Source organism: Paenibacillus sp. FSL R5-0527 (assembly GCF_038008055.1).
GTDB classification, from domain to species: domain Bacteria; phylum Bacillota; class Bacilli; order Paenibacillales; family Paenibacillaceae; genus Fontibacillus; species Fontibacillus macerans.
In genome coordinates this window covers 1,671,412-1,692,792 of record NZ_JBBOYI010000001.1, presented here as the reverse complement: position 1 = coordinate 1,692,792, position 21,381 = coordinate 1,671,412, and the positions used below count along the sequence as shown (strand labels likewise).

Below are 21,381 nucleotides of genomic sequence, written 5' to 3'. Positions count from 1 at the left end.
GGCGGCCCAAAAACATGACAAATCATGTCCCGGGTTTCGCCTTTTCAGTAACAATCCCAAATTCAGAATACCATCGAACATACCATTTGGCAAGCAAAAATGTTTACGCTTTCAGTCAGTCTCTATATCCGTTTATAATCCGGCGAGCATCCTCACCGCGAGAAGCTTGCAGCGAATCTTACAGCAAGAATACAGTAAGAATACAGTAAGAGCCTTACAGCAAGAAATAGTCTCCGAGCGTGCAGAACAATATAACCATGCTGATCACTTGGTTCAGATTGTACGAGGCCACGTTCATCCGTTTGCGGTTCGATGGTTTGATGATCTTATGCTCCGTCAGCAGCAAAATCACCGCAAGGATAATACCCGCCGTGTACATCCAACCGAGATGCCGGATTGGGATCAGGGCGATCAGCAGCAGCACCATGATCAAATGCAGGCCGGCCGCGATTCTCAGGCCGTTTTTGAGGCCAAAAGCGCTGGGGATCGACCACAGCCCGTGGCTCCGGTCAAAATCGATATCCTGCGAGCCGTAAATGATGTCGAACCCGGCGATCCATAACATCACGATCGTGCCGAGAATAAACGGCGTGAAAGCGAACTTCCCGGTCACGGCAAACCACGCGCCGATCGGGGCGGAAGCGATCGTGAAGCCAAGGTACAAATGGCTTAGATAAGTGAACCGTTTCGTATAGGAATAGGACGAGATCAGGAAAATCGCCACCGGCGAGAGCACGAAACAAAGCGGATTCAGCATGGCCGCCGCGAAAATAAAGATCGCATAGTTGACTATGACAAAAACGAGCACCTCCCTTGCCTCCAACAACCGCCGCGGTAGATGGCGATGGGCAGTGCGCGGGTTCTGCGCGTCAAAGGTGCGGTCGACGACACGATTGAAGGCGTTCGCCCCGTTCCGGGCGGCGACCAAGGCGATCAGCCCCCACAGTATGACCCGCCACGACGGAAACCCTTCCGCCGCCCACACCATCGATATGATCGCAAACGGCAGCGAAAACAGCGTGTGCGAAAACATCACCAATTCGCTGTACAACCTGATTTTGGAACCGATTTTTCTAGCTACTTCCATGATATAGTCACTCTCCTTCGTTGCGATAAGCATAGGACTGGGGTGGCTTGGACGGGAAAGGTAGCTTTGGACGGGCAAGGTGAGTTGGGCCGTAAGGCATACGGCCATCCGCTGCCGTCGGCCGTCGCCTGGCTGTCCCCGAATAGCCGGGCAGCAGGTATGCCGAGGATCCGTTCAATACTCGGGGTCTCAAGGGCTGGACAAAAAAAACGCCGCCAACCTTGCCGGCCGCAGAAACTGCCGCAGCCACGAATTCCCTGTCCCCGCTTCCGGTCACTTTCCAGCGCCCGCCCCAGGATAAAATAAACACCGCCGCTATGGGCCGACGTTATGGGCCGACGCTATGGGCCGACGCTAGTACCGTGGTTAGCAGTAGCGGCAAAAAATGCCGCTATTCGCCGCTCTTTGGCCGCATTATGGCAAATAGTTACATTTTATGCCCCTATTTCCGAGGAACCCCCACCAAATTGCCGTTTTTTCCATCTCCGTCCGAAAATAGCACCCTTTTGTGCCGTTATTTTCCGCAGGGCGGCCCGCGCCGCGAAATAAGGGCATAATTTGCCGCTATTTCTCCGCTCCGGCGACGTATAGGTCAAGAGCCGCCGGGAACGGGGACGGCCGGGGATCAGCCATAGGCCGGAGCGCTCTGCACGGGCGCCGGCGGGGATCAGCCATAGGCTGGGCCGCTCTGCACGGGGCGCTGATGTGAACTAGCCATGGGCTGGGCCGCTCTGCACGGGACGCCGGCGGGGATCAGCCATAGGCCGGAGCGCTCTGCACGGGGCGCCGGCGGGGATCAGCCACGGGCCGGGCCGCTCTGTCCGGGACGCCGGCGGGGATCAGCCATGGGCTGGGCCGCTCTGCACGGGACGCCGACGGGGATCAGCCATGGGCTGGGCCGCTCTCTGCCGGGGGCAGCGGGTCCGGTGCGCCGGTACCTGCGGACCGGCTGACCGAGTGACCGGGCGAGCCCGGCTGGCAGGGCTGACGGTGCTGGCCGGCGGTTAGGCCAAGCCGGCCAGCACCGCTTCCAGCGCGGACAACATGCCGTCGATGTCGGCTTCGGCGATGACGAGCGGCGGTTGGAAGGCAAGAACGTTGCGGTTGACGCCGTTTTTGCCGATAAGATAGCCGCGGTCCTTCATCGCCTCGAGCACGTCATCGACGAGCCCGGCCCCGCGCTGCGGCTCATCGGCGCACAGCTCCGCGCCGAGCATCAGCCCCGCGCCGCGCACGTCTAGCGCGAGCTGAGGGAACCGCGCGGCGAGGCGCTCAAGCCCGCCGCGCAGCTGGGCCCCGAGGCGCTCCGCCCGTTCGGGCAGGCGATGCGCCTCGATGTAGTCCAGGACCGCGAGCGCGGTCACGGACGAAACCGGGTTGCCGCCGAACGTGGAGGCGGATGGCCGGGTGAAGCTGGCGGCGATTTCGTCGGTGGCGGCGAAACCCGCCACCGGGATGCCGCCCCCAAGCGCTTTGGCCATCGTCACGATGTCCGGCGCAACGCCGTAGCGGTCCATGGCGAACATTTGGCCCGTACGCCCAAACCCGGTCTGAATTTCATCGGCGATCAGCAGCACCCCGTGCTGCTCCAGCAGCCGCTTCACTTCAGCGAAATACCAGTCCGGCGGCGCGATGATGCCGCCATTGCCCTGGATCGGCTCGGCGATCATCGCGGCGATCTCACCGCCTTTGGCTGCCAGCGCCGCCCGCAGCGCCGCGATGGAGCGCCGACCCGCTTCATCGGCGCTCATCCCCCGCTCGTACGGGCGGGGGATAAACGTCACATCCGCAGCTTCCGCCAGCTGCGAGTCGGTGCGCCACATCTGCAGGCCGGTGACGCTCATCGTCAGATACGTCCGGCCGTGCAGAGACTGCTCCAGCGCCAGAAAGCCGCGGCGTCCCGTATGCAAACGGGCGAGCAGCAGCGCCCCTTCATTCGCCTCCGACCCGCTGTTCACAAAAAACGTCCGGCGAAGCCGCCCGGGCAATACCCCGGCCAGCCGCTCGGCAAGCTCCACATTGGGCTGCGTCAGATAAATCGTGCACGTATGCTGCAGCGTACGCAGCTGCTCCGCCGTCCGCTCGGCGATTTCCGGATTGCAATGTCCGGTGGCCACGACGGAAACGCCGGCGAAAAAGTCGGTGTACCGCGTCCCGTCATGCCCGTACAAATACTGCATTTCCCCTTTGACGAGCTGCGGCGGATTGCGATAAAAATGGCTCGTGCATGGATAAAAATACCGCTGCCGCTTTTGCAGCACACCTTCCGGTCCGATATACGTTTGCATAATTTTCCGCTTCCCTTCTGTTGAGTAAGTCTTGTAAAGGAGCAAGTATAGCGATCCGCCCAACCTGCCCCGCAAAACGACGCTCGCTTACCGCACGCTGCGGGTGGCGTTTGTATAATGGCTGCCTAGCTTGAGTAACAGCTGCTTATTTGGGCCCGCAACCTCTTTTGTTCTCGTCTCCTACTGTATACCTGCCTCCACTGTTGCTCCTACGGCCTTACTTGCAGCTGCCGATTCATTTGGTGCAATTCATTTGACGCCGCCTCATTTTGTGCCCGCGGCTTCTATTGCAGCCTTCGCCCCATTCGTGCCCGCAGCTTCTTTTGCAGCCTTCGCCTCATTCGTGCCCGCAGCTTCATTTACTACCGCGGACTCTTTAGCGGCTGCTGCTTCCGCCTCCGCCTCCGGCTTCGCCGCACTGGCGCTGCCTCCGTCGAACTGCAGCGCTCCAAGCGTATAGCCGGCATAAACCGGGGGCAGCTTGGCAAACTCCGCTTCAGCCGTATCCGGTGCCGCCGCCGCGTTTTTATACGCCCGTACGATACGTTCCAGGTCCTCCGCCCGGTAGGTCGCCCCTTCAATCCGCAGCACGGACGCCCCTGCCGCGGCCAATTCTTTGACGGCCGGCAGCAGGCACAGCTCCTTGGCGAGCATCAGATGGTTACGGCCGTATACGTCCCGGTAAACCGGGTTTTCGCCCTTGTCGGTTTTCAATACGAGGATGTGGTTGCCGGCGTAATGGTTGTCTTCTTCGGCAATCGGTTCGAACACCTCCGTATTTTCATACAGGTCATGCTCCATGTACATGATCGCCGGGGAACCGTGGACAATGACCTCCAGCGCTGCGGGCGCCTCGGCCAGCAGTGCCGCCAGATCGTTTAACGGCATCTCCATGGACGCCGTCATCCGGGTCAAGCCCAGCCCCCGGTAAAAATCGGCGGACAATCTGTTGTACACGTTCAGATTAAAGTCGCCGATCAACGGATATCCCTTGCCGGCAAATTTGCGGATCGCGCCCAGATTCGTCACCATCAAGCCATCGATCGGCAGGCGTTCCCCGGACAGCAGGGCGTCGTAAATTTCAAACTGCAGCTCGTTCATCATTCGCGGCAGGGACAAGTACAGCTTCGCCTTGCCCTTGAGCTCAGCAAGCTCTTTGACGTCGGCCTTCGTAAACGGGCGGTCCGGTTCAAACACGTCGCCGGACAAATACACATGGTCGGCTCCGGCCTTCAGCGCGGCTTTGGCCTGCTCCGTGTTGTTTACGTGTACGGAGACCTCCGCAGAGCCGGCACCCGATGCGGTAGCGCCCCCTGAGCGGCGAGCGCCTTCCCCCGGCTCCCCATGCCGCGCTTTATTCAGCCCTTCCCGAATCGCCGCAATCCGCCCCGCGCTAAGCTCCCGCTCCTGCGTCGGCGTGCTGAACACTTTGCCGGTGCTGTAAAACTTGCCGGTCCCTTCGTAGCGGCGGTTGATGTTCGCTAACCCCGGCCGGCCAAACGCGTAAGCGGTGGAGAAATCGCGTTTGCGGTTTTGGTACAGCAGCTCCGTGTCGCGGCTGCGTTCAAAGCCGACCGGGTCGGCGATGTAGCGGTCGATGGCGTCGCCGTAGGCGCCCACCAGCATCAGAACGAAATCGGCGTCGCGCATGCGGCCTTCGATTTTAAAGGAGGTGATGCCGCCGTGGATCAGTTCCGGGATATGCTCGTACATGAACATGTCTTTCACGGCCAAAGGGTATTCCGCGGGATACACGTAGCCGTCTTTTTTAACGCGGTAATCCCAGCGGCACGGCTTCATGCATTTGCCCCGGTTGCTGCTCATGCCGAATACCATCGAGCTGAAGTAGCAGTTCGCGCCATGCACCGAGCACATGTCCCCATGCACGAAATATTCCAGCTCCATTCCGGTCGCCTGCTGCAAATAACGGGTGGCCGCAAGATCCATTTCGCGGGACGTGACGACCCGGGTTACCCCCATTTCCTGCAAAGCCCGGACCATCTCCACATTGTGCACGTTCATCATGACCGAAGAATGGACATCGATTCCAAGCCCCATCTCCTTAATCAGCGCCAGGAGGGCAAAATCCTGTACGATAATGGCATCGGGACCCGCGTTCTCCAGAAAACGCAAGTACGCCCGCGCCTCGTCCAGCTCGCTTTCGTTCAGCAGATTGTTGACCGTGACGTACACTTTTTTGCCGCGTTCATGAGCCATCCGCACCGCCTCGGTAATTTCCTCCAGGCTGAAATTGTAGCCTTTGCGCATCAGGCGCATATTGAGGCTGGGGCCCCCAAAATAAACCGCGTCGCAACCTGCGTCGATCACCTTTTTGAAAATTTCGAACGTTCCCGCCGGTGCCAACAATTCGACTTCTCTTCCGTTAAAATAACGCGCCACCGCGTCCTCCCCCTCATCCCTGTATAAGTTAAAACTACTCCCGCCTTTCTTAAGTCCAACTAGAGTAATTTTTCGGCTATCCAATACACTGCATGGTTATCTCTAATGGATATGGCATTTACAAAAAGTGGCAGCCAATAACAACAGCGGCCAAAAGCATGTAGGATACCACGAACCACGTATCCAGGCTCTTCCACGTCAGCAGGTGGTATTCCGTGCGCGGCGCGCCAACGACGAACCCCCGGGCCTCCATCGACAGCACCAGCTCCTCCGCCCGGCGAAACGCGCTGACCGTGACCGGCACGAGCAGCGACACGAGCAGCCGCCCTTTCTCTTTCCAGGGCAGCTCTTTCAGGTCCGCGCCGCGGGCCGCCTGCGCCTTGAGAATTTTGTGCGTTTCATCGAGAATCGTCGGGATGAACCGCAGCGCAATGCTCATCATCAGCGTGAGCCGCTCGGATCTTATGCCGATGCGCCCAAGCGGCTTCAGCACGCCGCTTACGCCTTGGTTCAGCAGGCCCGGCGTCGTGGTAAACGTCAACAGCGCGGTAAAAGAAACCAGCAGCCCCATCCGGGCGGCCGCCATCAACCCGCTGCTAACCCCGCCCGCATACAGCGTCCAGGAGCCGGCGCGCCACAACTCCGCTCCTTCATGCACCGTCATACATTGAACAACAAAGATGAACGCCATTAGCGTCCAAAGCGGCTTCGCCGCCTTGACGTAATATTTGAGCGGTATTTTTGTCGCCAGCATGTATGCGGCGGAAAACGCCGCCGCCGCGCCAAGCGCCGCCCACGAGCCAACGGCCACGATGGCCACGAGGTACAGCAGCATCCCGGTCAGCTTGGCCCGGGGATCAACGCCGTGCACCCACGAGCCGGTGTCGATGCAGCGTCCGAACAGCAGTTTGTTCCGCATGTCATCCGCCCCCCTCTCTCGCCGCGCCGCGGACTGCAAACGCCAGCTTTTCCGGGCCTGGCCGCCCAACCGCGTTTGGCTGAACCACCTTTTCTTCCGGGAGCGGCTTGGCTTTGACAGCTTCCGGCCCCACTTCCGGCTCTACCTCTAGGGCAGCCGCGTCCGGAACCGGACGCTGGCTCTCCGTATCCGGCACAGCAGCCGGCGCCGCGTCATTGCCCGCCATGGTGCTAGGCAACGCGCCCTTCCCAGGCACCACCGGGGACGCTGCGGCATTGCCTCCCACGGCGGAGGGCGACGCGCCCAACTCCGGCTCCACCGGGGACGCAGCGGCATTACCCACCACAGCGGAAAGCGCCGCGCCCTTCCCAGGCACCACCGGGGACGCAGCGACATTGCCCACCACGACGGAGGGCGACGCGCCCAACTCCGGCTTCACCGGGGACGCTTCGGCATTGGCCACCACGGCCGAAAGCGCCGCGCCCTTCTCAGACATCACCGGAGACGCAGCGGCGTTCTCCGGCGCGGCTCCCGCCGCATCCATCACCGCGCCCCCCGCCAGCTCTGTTCGCGGCAGCAGCCGCGCCAGCCGCTCGGCCAGCGCTTCCGCCGTCAGGCAGGGCTCCTCCGCCTCCAGCCCAAACCGGGCGCTCACCGCCCTCCAACAGTGGATGCTGTCGGGCAGCTTCAGCCCTTCCGCCTCCAGTCTCGCGGCTTCCCGCACCAATTCGCCCGGCGTGCCTTGAAACGAAACCCGCCCCTCCTTCATGACGATCCACCGCTCCGCGTACGGAAGCATTTCCTCCATACGATGGGTGACGACGATCACCGTCTTGCCTTGCTCCCGGTGCAGCCGGGCCAGCATCCCGGCCAGTTCGGCCCGGCTTTGCGGATCAAGCGTCGCCGTCGGCTCATCGAGCGCAATGACGTCCGGCTCCATCGCCAGCACCGCGGCGATCGCCACTTTGCGCATCTGCCCGCCGCTCAGATGAAACGGGTTGCGCGCCAGGAACGAATCGTCCAGCCCGACCAGTTTCAGCGCCCGGCTGGCCCGTTCCCTGGCTTCGGCCGCCGGGCAGCCGAAATTTAGCGGCCCGAAGCACAGATCCTTCTCTACCGTATCTTCAAACAGCTGCTGCTCCGGGAATTGGAACACCAGCCCTACCCTGCGCCGCAGTTCCCGCAGCCCGGACGCCTTTTCCCCGGCTTGCAGCGTAACGTCCAGCACCCGGGCTTTTCCTCCCGTCGGTTTTAGCAGCCCGTTGAAAAGCTGCATCAGCGTCGACTTCCCCGAACCGGAAGCGCCGGCGATCGCCGCGAAGGCCCCGCGCGCCACACGCAGGGTTACATCCTCAAGCGCGCTGTGCCGCCATAGGCTGCGATCGTCGTACGCAAAGCTTACTTGCCCGAAATCAATGGCCATAACCAGGATGCCTCCTCTTTGCCGCCCCGCGCCAAGTCTTCCGAGACGGAAATCCCCCGCCGCTCCAGCTCCCGCCTCAGCTTCATCCGGAAAGGGAGAATCAGGCGGCAGGAGCCGAGCAGCGCCTCGTCCCGGAACAAATCCTCCGGCGGAAGATCGGCGGCGACCGCCCCTCCGCCAAGCACGATCGCCCGGTCGGAGGCCAAAATTTCTTCGGCGTCATGAGTGATCGATACCATCGTATACTGTCCGCTCTCCCGCATTTCCCGCAGGATGCCGAGCAGTTCCCCCCTTGCCTTCTCATCGAGCATGGACGAGGCCTCGTCAAAAATAACGATGTCCGGCTCCATCGCCAGAATCGCAGCGACGGCCACCCGCTGTTTCTGCCCTCCGGACAATTCCGCAGGGTGTTTGCTCAGCAGATGGCCGATCCGCAGCTTTTCCGCATATGACCGGACGCGGCGCCGCATTTCCTCTCGGGGCAGGCACCGCCCTTCCAAACCGAAGGCGATGTCCTCCTCCACGGTCGCGCCGATAAACTGATTGTCCGGGTTCTGAAAAACCATGCCAATGCGCGGCCGCAGGACATGCACCGTCTCCCGGTTCAGCGGCACGCCTCCTATAAGGATGACGCCGGCGTTTGCGGCCAGCAAACCGCCGAGCAGTTTGGCCAGCGTTGATTTGCCGCAGCCGTTGGCGCCAACCAGGGATACCCAGCCGCCCCAAGGGATGTTTAAGCTTACATCGCCAAGCACCGGACTTGCCGGGTCATAAGCGAAAGAGACCTGATGCACCTCATAAGCGAATCCGTTTTTCTCCAATTTCTCTCCGCTCCCTTCTCCTTTGATCCGGCACGCAGACCGGCAGACTTAGGGCAGGCCAAACGTTATTCCGGCACAAAACCGCTGAACAGCTCCAGCTTCGACAGGGACGGAATCAGATACTTGACCGCGATCCCGACGGCTATGCCGGTGAGCACGCCCATAAGCAGCAGCATCGGTAAATAATAGTAGATTTTCGTCGTGTGAAAATAGAGGGAGGCCGCAGTCAGTTGCCCGATATTGTGGGCGATCCCTCCGACCGTGCTGATGCCGATCAGGCTAAGCCGCTTCCGTCCGATAAGGAGCAGAAACCACATCGCCGCAAAGCTGAACAAAGCCCCCATGATGCTGAACAAAAAGCTGGAAAACGAACCGAAAATAAACGCCGTGAGCAGCGTTTTAAGCAGCACCATCATGAACGCGTCCCGGGTTCTGAGGAAATACAGGCACGTCAGCACCATAATGTTGGCGAGGCCCAGCTTGGCGCCCGGAACGCCCATATTGACGGGAATGATGGATTCCACCAGGCTGAGCACGACCGCCACCGCGGCAAAAATCGCCACGATCACCGTTCTTTTTAAGATCAGATTGGATGTTTCATTTAACGACGGCATCCAGATCGCCCCCTTCCCCGGCGTTCACAACTTCAACCATCAGCTTGTGCGGCAGGCAGACGATCGTTCCGCCGTTGCGGTCGATGAACCCGAAAGTCAGGCACAATTTGTCCGGACAGTCGGCGTCGATCATTTCAATGCCGTAATCGTGGATTTTCAGCAGGTTGTAGCCGTGTTCGGTTTTGATTTCCACGGTTTGTTCTTCCTTAGTCAGCTCCACGGTTTTATACAGCTTCCCGCCAACCGTAATGTTGGCCACGCGCTCGCCATTTTTGTGAACTTTTTCACTTGAATCTCCGCCAAGCCACCTTGGCACGAGAAAAGCCAGTGCGATGACCACGACCAATCCGATCAACAGGATATCTCCGCGCTTCATGGCAAACTCCCCAAACTTCCTTATTTTTTGATTATATAAATCTTAGATGAACCCATTATACATGCTGCCCTCCGTCTTCAAATGTGACAAATGTCTCTTCCCTGCCCTTGCCTCCCGCATTTCACAAAATCATCACTTGGTCATACATTTTATGGAATTTGCCGGTTGAATTAGTGTGAAAAAGATCAGCGACATTGTGAAAAATATCACTTTTACGGCATGTTGGTATTTGCTACACTCAAGGCGACATAACCGGACCGAAAGAAGGCTGCGATCATGAAAAAGAACAAGACGCCCATTCTGCTATTCACCCTCGTTTTGCTGGCCGCGCTGCTCGGCGGCTGCGGCGGCGCAGGCAGCGCGGCCGGAGGCGCGGCTGGCGGAGCAGGCCGCACTGCCGGCGGCTCTGCAGGCGCGGAACCGGCGCAAGCCAACGCAGTCCAGCCGAAATCGCAGACGTATTTTATATTCGACACGGTAGTGACCGTACGGATCTACGACGAGCGGGCCGCCGAGCAAAATTTCAAAGACCTGGATGCCCTGCTCAAAGAAATCGACAGCCGTATCAGCCGCACGGACAGCAGCAGCGAAATCTATAAAGTGAACGCAAACTCCGGCATCGTCCCGGTCAAGGTGTCAACCGAGACGTTTAACCTTGTGGCGAAAGCGCTCGATTACGCCAAGCGGACGGACGGCAGGTTTGACCCCGCCATCGGCAACCTGGTTAGCCTGTGGAACATCGGCCATGAAGGCGCCCATGTCCCGCCGGAGGAAGAAATCGCTGAGGCGAAACGCTTGACCGATTACCGCAAAATTGAGCTGAACGAGGCGGCGCAGGAAATTTATCTTCAAGAAAAAGGCATGTCCATCGACCTTGGTTCGATCGGCAAAGGGTACGCGGCGGACCGGATCTACGACTATTTGGCGAATCAAGGCTTTCACAGCGCGATCATCGATCTTGGCGGCAACGTCTACGCGATGGGCGCAAAGCCGAACGACGACGAATGGAACATCGGCATCCAAGATCCGGGCAAAGAGCGCGGGAACTCAATCGGCACTATTCGGGTGAATGATAAAACGATTGTAACCTCCGGCATTTATGAGCGGTTTTTTATCGAAAACGGCAAGCTGTACCAGCATATTCTTGACCCTACAACCGGTTATCCGGTGGACAACGGGATCAGCAGCGTGACGATTGTGACCGATAAATCCGCGGACGCCGACGCCCTCTCCACGACCCTGTTCGTGCTGGGGATCGACAAGGGCCTGGAATTCATCGAAAACACGCCGAATACGGAGGCCCTGTTCATAACTAAAGATAAAAAGCTGTATGCGACCTCCGGCTTCAAACAACTGCTTCATAAAACGAACGACAGCTACACGTTTGCCAATTAATTAGTACCGCGGCGGCCTTTGCTTCTAAGAAAAACAACGCCTGCCGGAAACAAAACTTCCCAAGTACAAGCGTCTAGGACGATGAGTTGCAAAACGTACAACTGAATTTCAACGGAGAAGCGGGTTAACACGTTTTAATTGCATTTCATACAACTAAACCCAAACCTTTGCGCAAGTTTTCCGAATAGTGCAGGTTTAATTGCATGATTTGCATTTTAACAAGCGCCCCGCTCCATTTTCCGGTCAATAACTGTATCTTTTGCAACTATTCGGCGGTAATTACGCAGATTTCTATAAGACTCCCTTCTCCGGTACCATCTTCCGGTAGCGAGGTCATTTGTGGTGTGAGGGGGACACTACTCTAACGGACACCAGCGGCCTTATCCGCCTATTTCCCGGGTATTTCCCAGCCAAACGGACCCACCTGACCCTATTTCACTCTAAATCAGTTCATCTAGGCCGATTTGAGGTAAATAAAGGCATTTGTGTCCGTTACATTTTGCAAACCTCCGTTTTTCCGCAGGTAGCGGCTCTGGTGTCCCTTAGCCCTCAGATTCCTCTCCCCCTCCCCTCTCTACCTGCACATCGTCTTCTACCCGCCGGAAATATAAAAAGCCCCCGGCTCTAATGAACAAACGGGGGGCCTTATCGGTTCTATTGCATTTTCTTCAAACTTGAGTTATAATTACTCATTAGATTGTTACTACCCGTATCGCAGTTCCTCAAAAGATTATAACTCTCCTTATACCTTCCGGTATGAAATTCCTATTTTAATGACCCAATAAAGTAAGAATTTAGTGTTTTTCTGATTCACACTGGCGCGGTCATCGGAGCCGCAAGGACAAATGAGAGGTAGGGCATTTGTTGTTTTGGAAACCGTTGTTGGTTGTAGTCGAAGAAGGAACGCCCGCTTAAGTCTTCAAGTGTACATGGAGACCGGGGTAAACAATAACCATAAACCGGAGTCGGCTGTTGCCGACGCCGGTTTTTTAATACGGAATACGCGAGATGCAGCGGGAAAATGCCAGATTCAACAGCTGCTGATCGTAAACCCGATATTTCCGGTTCTGCTCCAGCACCCAGCGGGCAAAACCGAACGCCCGGGCATATTGATGCTGGTCGGCGGCATTGATCTGAAAATACATGAGCTCCTGCATAATCCGGTCTTCCTCATGGGACAGCTGCAAGCCCAACTGCGAAAATTGCCGCTGCCGGACTCTCCGAGCGGAATCGTCCTGGATGGCTTTATGCACATGGGATACTTGTCCGGTATGCATACGGTAATACAGCAGGTTCATCGGGATATTCGCCATTTTTATGTGCGGGGCCAACCGGTTCCACAGCTCATAGTCTTCGGCATGGGGATAGTTGCTGTCATATTGGACGCCCAACCGGTGGATCATGCTGTTGCGCATCACTACTGTCGGATGGCAAATGCAGCAATGGAACAGCAGCCAGGTCCGGATTTCTTCGTGCTCCACCGGGTTTACCTTCGGTCTCTTGCCAATGGAATAAGTAAACGCTGAGGCGCACAATTCGATGGACGGATGCTCATCCATAAACGTCACCTGAACGCCCAGGCGGTCCGGCGTAGACAGGTCGTCGCTGTCCATCCGAGCGACATATTCCCCGGTCGCCAGACTTAGACCTTCATTTAGCGAAGCGACCAGACCGTAGTTTTGGGGATGAAAGATTTTACGGACTCTGGGGTCCTCGACCAGCGAAATCAAATGAGCGGATCCGTCCGTAGACCCGTCATCGATTATAATAAATTCGAAATCGGTATAGGTTTGATTCAGTATGCTGTTGATAGCTTCCTGAACATAAGGGGCGTTATTGTATACCGGCATAATGACCGAAACTTTGGGCATGTGAAATATCCCTCCATCATAAAGTCTCTAAACTAAAAGTAGTTTATAGACTAACATATGATAGTAGAGTCCCGGTGGACTAGACCAATTGCGGGATTTGAAAAAAAAGGCGATCCCCCGAATCTTCGAGGACCGCGCGCCAAGGTTTCTGTCCGGCTTTTTTCTTCGGGCAGCGGCGTATTTCACTAGTCTACCGGCCTAATCATCTGTCAAAACAAAATCGTGTTGAAAGATTCAGGCTCCAGCTCGAAGCCGTACGTTTCCGTTCCGTCCGAGATCCGCACCGTTCTCGTCTCCTTGAACGGGTTGGCGATCACTATAACGCGGCCGCCATCCGGCCTTTCGCAGCTGACCGCATTGCCGTACCAATGTCCGTGCTGGCCGATGCGCTTTGATCCCGGCGCGACAAAATGCGAGAAATGCTTCATTACGTAATACTCGGGGTTAAAGATCGCTTCCTTCCGCTCCGGATCGGCCGTAATCAGCGAATTTTGTTCCCAGCCCCAGGTGCTGCGGCCCTTTGGCTCCAGCACCATGTTCCAGTAAATATAAGCGTTGACCCGGTTCGTGAAATAGTGCTGATACAAATTGAAGACGTATTTGGCGTACTCCCAAGTGTTCGTGCCGTCGCCGCATTCGTTTTCCGTCTGCATATAGCGAAGCTCCGGGTAGCTCAAGGCCGTGCGCTGGATCGCCCATTTGCCGGCCCACTGATACCCGACGCCTTTGACATACTTGTAGGCCTCCGGGTCGCTTAACACCGTATGCGCATACGCGTCGTGGTCGGCGGCTTTTTTCTTCAGCCACTCGTCCCACGGTTCCGGCGCATTGATCGTGCCGAGCCAGATTTCCGTATCGAGCCCGTGTTTGTCGAAGGCCGGGCCAAGATAATCGCGGATAAATTCGCGAAGCTGCTCGCCGGTCCAAACGCAGGACGGAAATTTTTGATCGGCCACGACCTCGTTTTGGACATGGACCTGATGGATCGTGATGCCTTCTTCCCGGTACGCCTGGACGAACTTCACGAAGTATAGGGCGTACGCCTCCAGGTTTTCTTTTTCCCAACGCAGCGTTCCATAGTTATAAGCCTTCGGAGTTTTCATCCACGCCGGCGGACTCCAAGGCGAAGCAAACAACTTTAACTCAGGGTTTAGGGCCAACGCCTCCTTGATGTAAGGAATCAGATACTTGCGGTCCCGTTCGATTGAAAAATGCTCCATCGCATAGTCGCCGTCGGTTTCGTTGTGGCTGTACCATTCCAGAGCATAGTCGCTCGCCCCGATCGGAAGCCGGCAGATGCTGAACTTCTGCTCCCCGTCGGGGTGGAACAAATGATACAATACCCGCTTTCGTTCCTCTTCCGGGAGCCCGTTTAACGCCACGTATCCCAGCTCGTTAAAGCACCCGCCAAAGCCTTCCACGCTCTGAAAAACTTCCTCCGTCAGCGTCAGGTCCGCCGCCCTTTCACCCGCGATCGCGGTTGGCGCGGTTTTTTCCACCCATTGCCGCTCCCTTGAGCTTGATATCCATCGTTTCGGTTGTCCCATAGGAAAGAACCTCCTTCTTGTTTAACTTGAGAAAGCTCGAGCGAAAAGCATAAGCACAAAAAAGGTCGTTATTCCGGCGATATCCGCCCATTTGAGAGAATAGAGGAAATTTATGTTGCTATTTTCCCCGGTCGCAAGGAATTGCCGGTGTTTTGGGCCATTCATAGGAAAATAAGAACAAAAAATACCGCTAATGGGGATGAACATGCCTGGCTCCGGATAATAAGAACATAAAATGCCGCTATTTTGAAGGCCCAGCCGACGCTGGGTTTGCTCCAGGCAGCAGCCTGCGGTGAAGCACCCACCGGTTTCTATATAAGTTGAACTTTTGAGTATTGAACCCGCTTGCCTTACTTCCGCGTTTCTTTAGTTCAACTTATACAGGTTAGCCAAATGTATGCTTCGCTCAGCCCTTCACGGCCCCTTCCGCGATGCCTTCCATGATGAATCTTTGGAAGAAGCCGTAAATGACCACCACCGGGATCGCCGTCAGCACAAGCGAAGCCAGAATCAGCGACCATTCCTTGTTGTACTCCCCGAACAGCATGTTGGTGGACAGGATCAAGGTGTAATTGTCCACGTCCGTCAGCATCATCAGCGGAAGCAGGAAGTCGTTCCATATCCACAAAAAGTCGAGAATGGCGATGGTGACGGTAATGGGCAGAAGCAGCGGCAAAATGATCCGGAAAAACGTCTGGAATTCGCTGCAGCCGTCGATTTGCCCGGACTCCTCCAGCTCCCGCGGTATCGATTTGACGAAACCGTGGTACAGAAAGATCGCCATGTTGACGCCAAGGCCGATATAGATGAGCGCCAACCCGTAGGTGCTGCCCTGCACGTGCATCGTTTTGGCCATCCGGGTGAGCGGTATCATGATGGAATGAAACGGCACCAGCATCGAGGCGACAAACAGCAGGAAAATGAAGTTGCTCAATTTGCCCCGGGTGCGGGATAACTTATAGCCGGCCAAGGCCGAGCAGAAGACGATTCCGCCGATCCCGAGCACGGATACGATCACCGAGTTCAAAGAACTGTTTAAGAGATGGATTTTCTCAAATGCCTGCGAATAGTTCTCAAAATGCAGCTTGGCAGGAAGCGCGACAAACGAAGCGAACATCTCCCCTTGGGTCTTAAACGAATTGACGACCGCCATATAGATGGGGAAACACGTGAACAGGGCGCCGACGGACAAAACCAGCCCGATCAGCAGCGAATTGATTTTTTTCATGCTCATGCTTCCACCTCTTTTTTCTTCATGACGTTCATCTGAATCAAGGTGACGACCAGCACGATGGCGAACAAAATCAGCGATTTGGCGCTGGCATACCCGTACCGGAAGTTGTTGGAGAACGCCTCCTCGTAAATGTTCATCGTGATGACCTGCGTGCTGCGCCCCGGACCGCCCCCGGTTAAACCGTACACGACGTCAAACACCTTGAAAGCACCGTTCAGCGTCAGGAAAAAGCAGATCGTCACCGCGTGCGTAATCATCGGCAGGGTCACGCTTTTTAACGTTTGGAACGAATTCGCGCCGTCGATAATGGCCGCTTCCTTCAAGCTTTGCGGCACACCCTGCAGGGCGGCCAGATAGATGATCATCATGTACCCGACCCCGTTCCACAGCGAAACGATCAGGATCGAGTAGAATGAGTATTTCGGATCGCCCAGCCAGGCATGGTCCAGGAAGGTGAAGGCCGCTTTTTCGACGAGCTGCGGGATTACCTGCGAAAACACGAAGGTCCACATAAAGGAGCTGATGATTAAGCTGATCATGTTCGGCATGAAGAAGATCGTCCGGAAAAACCCTTTGCTGCGGGTCCGCGTTTCGATCAGCACCGCCAGCAGTAAAGCGATTACGTTTTGCAAAATAACCATAAACACGACGTACTTCAGCGTAAACAGCAGCGCATTGATGAAATCCGGATCCTCCGTGAGCGCCTCCACGATATTCGCGATCCCCACAAAGCTGTAGTCCTGATTCAAGCCGTTCCAGTCGGTAAACGTATAATACATTCCGCCGAACGTCGGGATGAGCAGAAAGATGGTGTATATAATGAGGGCCGGGGCCGTAAAAGCCAATAGGGAAAAATACTTCTTATAGATCTTGGACGGCATGTTTTTCTCCCCTCCTGTCATTGTCTATGGATGCGGCGGTTCGCCGAAAGTTGAACTTAGGAAGTGTACGAGAGAAGGCAAGAGGGGGAAATGATTCTGAAGAAACGGCAGTGGTCGCCTTTGTGAGCGGATTTCTACCTTTTCTGAATTTAGTTCAATCGTAGAAATCCGCGAACAACAGCGATCGTAAGAACATTTCACCCGGCTGCCTTTTTTCGTTACAAGTATTAGTTCAACTTATCTGTTACTTATTAACTTTGTTAAAGGATTTCCAGGCTTTGTCCAGAGCGGTGATGACGTCGTCCTGCGAGATTTGTCCGGCGATATAGGATTGCAGGGCTTTGCCGGATTCGTCTTTAACTGCCTGCGGAATCCGCGGGTCTTGATACGATTTGCCCGCTTTCACATAAACCATAGCGTCGTCCACCCATGGATAGCTGCTGTAGTCGTGCACGGTGGCGACCGGGTTAAACTTCAACGCCTGGTAGAACGCGCTGGAATCCTTGTCGTCCAGGATGTAGTTGATGAAATCGAGGGCCACTTCTTTGTTTTTGCTCGTTTTGGACACGGCCAGGGAGGTGGACGTGCTCAAGTTGATCATCGTAGCGTCCGGATTGTCGTTGATCGGCAAAGCCGCCACGCCAAAATCGATATCGGGATTGGATTTCAAAATCGTCTCGGCATACCACGGACCTTGCACCCACATCGCCGCTTTTCCGGTGGCGAACATCGCCGCTCCGTCGTCGCCGCCGACTTCAAGACCGTTTTTGGTGCCGTTGGCGTAGACCAAATCGATGATGTTGAACATCTCCTTAAGTTCCGAAAAGGAGCCTTCGTCTTTGTTCATCCGGTCGATGAAATCCGGGGTTTCCGTATTGACCATCGCTCCTACGGTCAGCGGCAGGAACAGTTGGGGGATCCACGACTCTTTGTCGGACAGAACAAACGGCGTGATGTTGCTTTGTTTGAGCTTTTCGACGACCGCCTTCATTTCCGTTAACGTGGTTGGGGGAGTGAGGCCTTGTTCTTTAAAAATCGTCTTGTTGTACAAATACCCCCAGGATAACGTTTCGAGCGGCACCGCGACGACTTTGCCGTCCTCCGTCGTGACCGAAGGCTTTACGCTGTCCAGCAGCTTGCCCACGAACGGCTGATCGGACAAGTCCTCCAGATAACCGGCTTTATAGAAGGGCGGAATTTCATTAACCGCGTGAATGGCGAACACGTCGGGAGCGTCGTTCGAAGCCAGTCTCGTTTTCAGGATTTGCGGAGCGGTATCGGCCGGCGGCATCTCCAGTTGAACCGTAACGTCGATGTTCTTATCCGCCTTTTCCTTGGCCACGAAGGCATCGATATACTTATCGTAATGTTCCTTCAAACGAGGCTGGGCGATAAACATTTTCAAACTGACGCTTTTGCCGCTGGCGCTTCCGCCGCCTGCCCCCGGCGTTTCGTTATTCGCCGCGCCGCTTCCGCCGCCCGATCCGCATCCGGCGAGCAACGTTGCGATTAAAGCCGTTCCGACGATCCCCTTCCACATCTTCATCATTTATGACCTCCTGAACGATTAAGTTTGTTTACGTTTTCATTTTAATCAAAATATGTAAGCGCTTCATTGGACGGGATTAGACTCCTTCATTGGATATTTTTAAACCTTGTGAAGCTTTTCTCGCTTCTCCCGGCGAAAGCCCGAAATGCTTTTTAAACACCCGGTGAAAATAGGACACATCCTCGTACCCCACCATCTCGGCCACGCTCTTGATCGCGACCTCTTCGTCCGCTCCCAGCCACTCCATCGCCTTCTCCATTCTTAATTGCAGCAAATAGTCCGTAACCGTAATGCCGTACTCCTGCTTAAACGCTTTGCTCAAATACTCTTTGCTGACAAAAAACAGCTTGGCCAACTGCTCCAAACCGATCTGCTCGGCATAATGATGCTCAAGATAGGATTTCACCTCGCCCAAATGCAGCTTGTTTTTAAATTTCCGCTGTTTGATCAGTTCCTCCAATGCGGCCATATAGCAGCCTTCCATCAAGCCGGCCGCTTTGTGAAAAGAGTCCGGCACCTCCGTATGCTCCACCAAACGTCCGGGCTCGGCGGCCAGTGCGTTGGCCGCGCAAAGTTCCTTTAAATACAGCAGGATTTCATGCACAAAATAGCGGATCGTCTCCGGCTTCAGGGCCGCGGCAAGCTGCGTATCCGACCGCAGTTCGCCGAACACTTTGCGGATTCCCTCGCCGTTCAATTCATTAAAGCAGGACCCCAGCCGCTTCTTGTAACCGGCCAGCTTCGCGGACAGCTCCAGGTCGATCCCCTGACGGCCGCCGCGCTGCCGCAAGGCTTCCCCGCATTTGGCCAACACCGCGTTTAATTCCTGGGGATCGATCGGCTTCAGCAGATAGTCGGCCGCATTGTAGCGAATCGCCTGTCTGGCGTAATGGAAATCGTCGTACCCGCTGACCACGATCACCTGCTTGCCGGGAAAACGGTCATGGATGCTGCGCATCAGCTCTTCGCCGTCCGAACCTGGCATGCGCATGTCGGTAATGATGAGCTCCGGACCAAGCTGCTCGATCAGCCGCAGCGCCTCCAGTCCGTCCTCGGCCTCCCCCGCGACCACCATGCCCAATTCATCCCACCGGCCCAGGTTTTTGATAATGTCCCGGTTCCACTCCTCGTCGTCGACGATCAACACTTTGAACATGTTTCATCCCTCCTTCTGCTCGGGAAAATGCAGCGTTACGCAAGTTCCTTGGCCCGCCTTGCTGTTCATGTCCACTTTGTATTCCGCTCCAAAATACATTTGAATCCGCGAAGCCACATTGATGAGCCCGATACTCGTCCCCTGCGTCCACACTTGCTCCAGATCTTGATTCAGCTGCGACCGCAGCCGGTTCAGCTGTTCGGGTGCCATGCCGGCTCCGTTGTCCCGGATCATGATGAGCACTCCCGCGGCAGGTTCGCGACGGATCGCCACCTCAAGGCGCCACTCCCCTGCCTTATGATCCAGGCCATGGACAAACGCGTTTTCGACCAAAGGCTGCAAAGTCAGTTTGGGAATCCGGCATTCCAGTACGTCATCGGAAACGCCCAGCTCGTAATGAAGCCTTTTGCCAAACCGCCGCTGCTGAATATTCATGTAATGATGCAGATGTTCAAGCTCCGCTCTGAGGGTCGCCAGCGTATCCGGATCGCGCACGATGTAACGGAACATTTCGCTTAAAGAGCGGATGATTTCGTAGCTTTCCGCCGGTTTTTGCGAGAAGATCATCCCGCCGATCAACTGCAGCGTATTTTGCAAAAAATGCGGGTTGATTTGCGATTGCAGCGCCTTGAGCTCGGCCGTTTTCTTTTCCAGGCGGATTCTGTATTCCGTATTAATATGCTCCCTGATCCGTTCCCCCATCGTGGCAAAATTGGCTTCAAGCAGCCCGATTTCGTCCTTTCGCCTGCTCCGGGGAAACGCCTGCCCCTTGGTCAGATCCAGCTTGCGCATCGCCCTAGCCAGGCCGATGATCGGTTTGGTCGTTTTCCAGGCAAAATAAAAGGCGAACAGCGCGGAGACGGCCACGGAAATCATCCCGACGATCAACCCGTAATTCATCGTTGCCCGGGCGCTTTCGTTTATGACGGCGATCGGGACGACTTTCACCAATCGGAGGCCGGCCGGGTCCACCGTATTGTAGAAGACGAACTCTCCGTCCGTTTTGAAATAGCCCGGACCGGTTTCCTTGGACTTGGACAGCGCCGCGGCCGCATTCTCGGGCAGGACGCCGCCTTTGCCGTAAAGAACGCGGCCGTTCAAATCCGTGACGAACACGGACTGCTCTTTTCCTTCGCCGAGCAAATTCATCGTTTGATCGAAATAAGACCAAAGCACATCCAAGGAGATATACCCGAGCTTCTCCTGGTTTTCAAAACGGTTAATGCTGCGGATCAAGCGTAATTTGTCGGGGGCGGACGGGGGCGTCTCGACGATAAAATCTTTGTTCTGCACAAGCAAATCCCGATACGCGCGCGGCATGCCGCTGATCGTTTCCACGTCGTTTCGCATCGAATTGATCGTAAACAGCGTACCTGTGTCATGCAGGTACAGGATGACGCCGACGAGATGATTTCCGCCGCTGTAATACACGCTGTTGAGCGTATTAAAAACGTTCTGCTGCGCCGTAAAATGGCTGGCCGGGGTTTCCCCTTCGGGCCGGTTCAAATAATCGGTCAGCCCCGGGCTGATCTGGATGGAGTAAATCAGATTGTTCAGCCTGGCGAACTGCTCGCCCAGATAAATCCCCGTCCATTTCATGTTGGACAGATTGGTGCTTATCACTTGCTCCTCCATCGAGGTTCTGCTGTTCTCCGCCGCCAGCGCGGCAACGACCACGACGGGGACGACCGCGATCAACATCATCGTCAAAATCAACTTGTTGCGGATACTCGTTTTAAACGGATCGATGACCCGCTGCCGCAGTCTGCCAAACATGCGATCCCCCCTGATGCCGGAAAATATAGTAGAAAACGCCTCGC

Annotated in this window: 16 protein-coding genes; 1 reads left to right on the top strand and 15 read right to left on the bottom strand. The window is 56.1% G+C overall.

Annotated features, from left to right (window positions below; all coding sequences use genetic code 11):
- Positions 1-214 precede the first annotated feature (214 nt).
- The 8 genes from NYE69_RS07540 to NYE69_RS07505 form a co-directional block, all read right to left on the bottom strand.
- A complete protein-coding gene (locus NYE69_RS07540; protein WP_036626355.1) occupies positions 215-1,087 on the bottom strand; it encodes a UbiA-like polyprenyltransferase in 873 nt (290 codons plus the stop codon).
- Positions 1,088-2,091: 1,004 nt separating this feature from the next.
- Positions 2,092-3,375, bottom strand: coding sequence for an aspartate aminotransferase family protein (locus NYE69_RS07535; RefSeq protein WP_340925592.1), 1,284 nt, complete (start codon positions 3,373-3,375; stop codon positions 2,092-2,094).
- A 264-nt stretch (positions 3,376-3,639) separates the two neighbouring features.
- Positions 3,640-5,775 (bottom strand): peptidase U32 family protein, encoded by a 2,136-nt coding sequence (locus tag NYE69_RS07530; protein WP_326045725.1) that lies wholly within the window; start codon positions 5,773-5,775, stop codon positions 3,640-3,642.
- Positions 5,776-5,893: 118 nt separating this feature from the next.
- Positions 5,894-6,694 carry an energy-coupling factor transporter transmembrane component T family protein gene (locus tag NYE69_RS07525; protein ID WP_326045726.1) on the bottom strand — a complete coding sequence of 267 codons (801 nt, stop codon included), beginning with the start codon at positions 6,692-6,694 and terminating at the stop codon, positions 5,894-5,896.
- A gap of 1 nt (position 6,695) precedes the next feature.
- Positions 6,696-8,117, bottom strand: coding sequence for an ATP-binding cassette domain-containing protein (locus NYE69_RS33655; protein ID WP_445744757.1), 1,422 nt, complete (start codon positions 8,115-8,117; stop codon positions 6,696-6,698).
- Complete coding sequence (locus tag NYE69_RS07515; RefSeq protein ID WP_340925588.1) at positions 8,093-8,938, bottom strand: ATP-binding cassette domain-containing protein; 846 nt, start codon at positions 8,936-8,938, stop codon at positions 8,093-8,095. The genes NYE69_RS33655 and NYE69_RS07515 overlap by 25 nt, the downstream gene beginning before the upstream one ends.
- Before the next feature lie 65 nt (positions 8,939-9,003).
- Entirely contained in the window at positions 9,004-9,552 is a 549-nt protein-coding gene (locus NYE69_RS07510; RefSeq protein WP_340925586.1) for a Gx transporter family protein, read from the bottom strand.
- Positions 9,536-9,928 (bottom strand): NusG domain II-containing protein, encoded by a 393-nt coding sequence (locus NYE69_RS07505; RefSeq protein ID WP_340925584.1) that lies wholly within the window; start codon positions 9,926-9,928, stop codon positions 9,536-9,538. Before NYE69_RS07505 ends, NYE69_RS07510 begins: the two co-directional genes overlap by 17 nt.
- A gap of 276 nt (positions 9,929-10,204) precedes the next feature.
- On the opposite strand from NYE69_RS07505, the gene NYE69_RS07500 reads away from it, so the two are divergent.
- The gene (locus NYE69_RS07500; RefSeq protein ID WP_340925582.1) at positions 10,205-11,323 is read left to right on the top strand and encodes an FAD:protein FMN transferase; all 1,119 of its coding nucleotides are present in this window, start codon (positions 10,205-10,207) and stop codon (positions 11,321-11,323) included.
- A gap of 989 nt (positions 11,324-12,312) precedes the next feature.
- Here the strand turns inward: NYE69_RS07500 and NYE69_RS07495 are convergent.
- From NYE69_RS07495 to NYE69_RS07465, 7 genes are all read right to left on the bottom strand, one after another.
- Positions 12,313-13,194 carry a glycosyltransferase family 2 protein gene (locus tag NYE69_RS07495; protein WP_340925581.1) on the bottom strand — a complete coding sequence of 294 codons (882 nt, stop codon included), beginning with the start codon at positions 13,192-13,194 and terminating at the stop codon, positions 12,313-12,315.
- A gap of 209 nt (positions 13,195-13,403) precedes the next feature.
- Positions 13,404-14,741, bottom strand: a complete 1,338-nt coding sequence (locus NYE69_RS07490; protein ID WP_340925579.1) for a glycoside hydrolase family 30 protein — start codon at positions 14,739-14,741, stop codon at positions 13,404-13,406.
- 406 nt (positions 14,742-15,147) lie between these two features.
- Complete coding sequence (locus tag NYE69_RS07485) at positions 15,148-15,975, bottom strand: carbohydrate ABC transporter permease (RefSeq protein ID WP_340925577.1); 828 nt, start codon at positions 15,973-15,975, stop codon at positions 15,148-15,150.
- Entirely contained in the window at positions 15,972-16,856 is an 885-nt protein-coding gene (locus NYE69_RS07480) for a carbohydrate ABC transporter permease (protein ID WP_340925576.1), read from the bottom strand. Before NYE69_RS07480 ends, NYE69_RS07485 begins: the two co-directional genes overlap by 4 nt.
- A gap of 244 nt (positions 16,857-17,100) precedes the next feature.
- Entirely contained in the window at positions 17,101-18,402 is a 1,302-nt protein-coding gene (locus tag NYE69_RS07475) for an ABC transporter substrate-binding protein (RefSeq protein ID WP_340930304.1), read from the bottom strand.
- A gap of 79 nt (positions 18,403-18,481) precedes the next feature.
- Positions 18,482-19,561 (bottom strand): response regulator, encoded by a 1,080-nt coding sequence (locus tag NYE69_RS07470; RefSeq protein WP_340925574.1) that lies wholly within the window; start codon positions 19,559-19,561, stop codon positions 18,482-18,484.
- Positions 19,562-19,564: 3 nt separating this feature from the next.
- Positions 19,565-21,337, bottom strand: coding sequence for a cache domain-containing sensor histidine kinase (locus NYE69_RS07465; RefSeq protein WP_340925571.1), 1,773 nt, complete (start codon positions 21,335-21,337; stop codon positions 19,565-19,567).
- Positions 21,338-21,381: the final 44 nt, after the last annotated feature.

Excerpts from the sequence above, each read along its gene's own strand:
- NYE69_RS07540 (WP_036626355.1), bottom strand. The coding sequence starts at position 1,087 with ATGGAAGTAGCTAGAAAAATCGGTTCCAAAATCAGGTTGTACAGCGAA.
- NYE69_RS07535 (WP_340925592.1), bottom strand. The coding sequence starts at position 3,375 with ATGCAAACGTATATCGGACCGGAAGGTGTGCTGCAAAAGCGGCAGCGG.
- NYE69_RS07525 (WP_326045726.1), bottom strand. The coding sequence starts at position 6,694 with ATGCGGAACAAACTGCTGTTCGGACGCTGCATCGACACCGGCTCGTGG.
- NYE69_RS33655 (WP_445744757.1), bottom strand. The coding sequence starts at position 8,117 with ATGGCCATTGATTTCGGGCAAGTAAGCTTTGCGTACGACGATCGCAGC.
- NYE69_RS07510 (WP_340925586.1), bottom strand. The coding sequence starts at position 9,552 with ATGCCGTCGTTAAATGAAACATCCAATCTGATCTTAAAAAGAACGGTG.
- NYE69_RS07505 (WP_340925584.1), bottom strand. The coding sequence starts at position 9,928 with ATGAAGCGCGGAGATATCCTGTTGATCGGATTGGTCGTGGTCATCGCA.
- NYE69_RS07500 (WP_340925582.1), top strand. The coding sequence starts at position 10,205 with ATGAAAAAGAACAAGACGCCCATTCTGCTATTCACCCTCGTTTTGCTG.
- NYE69_RS07495 (WP_340925581.1), bottom strand. The coding sequence starts at position 13,194 with ATGCCCAAAGTTTCGGTCATTATGCCGGTATACAATAACGCCCCTTAT.
- NYE69_RS07490 (WP_340925579.1), bottom strand. The coding sequence starts at position 14,741 with ATGGGACAACCGAAACGATGGATATCAAGCTCAAGGGAGCGGCAATGG.
- NYE69_RS07485 (WP_340925577.1), bottom strand. The coding sequence starts at position 15,975 with ATGAGCATGAAAAAAATCAATTCGCTGCTGATCGGGCTGGTTTTGTCC.
- NYE69_RS07480 (WP_340925576.1), bottom strand. The coding sequence starts at position 16,856 with ATGCCGTCCAAGATCTATAAGAAGTATTTTTCCCTATTGGCTTTTACG.
- NYE69_RS07475 (WP_340930304.1), bottom strand. The coding sequence starts at position 18,402 with ATGAAGATGTGGAAGGGGATCGTCGGAACGGCTTTAATCGCAACGTTG.
- NYE69_RS07470 (WP_340925574.1), bottom strand. The coding sequence starts at position 19,561 with ATGTTCAAAGTGTTGATCGTCGACGACGAGGAGTGGAACCGGGACATT.
- NYE69_RS07465 (WP_340925571.1), bottom strand. The coding sequence starts at position 21,337 with ATGTTTGGCAGACTGCGGCAGCGGGTCATCGATCCGTTTAAAACGAGT.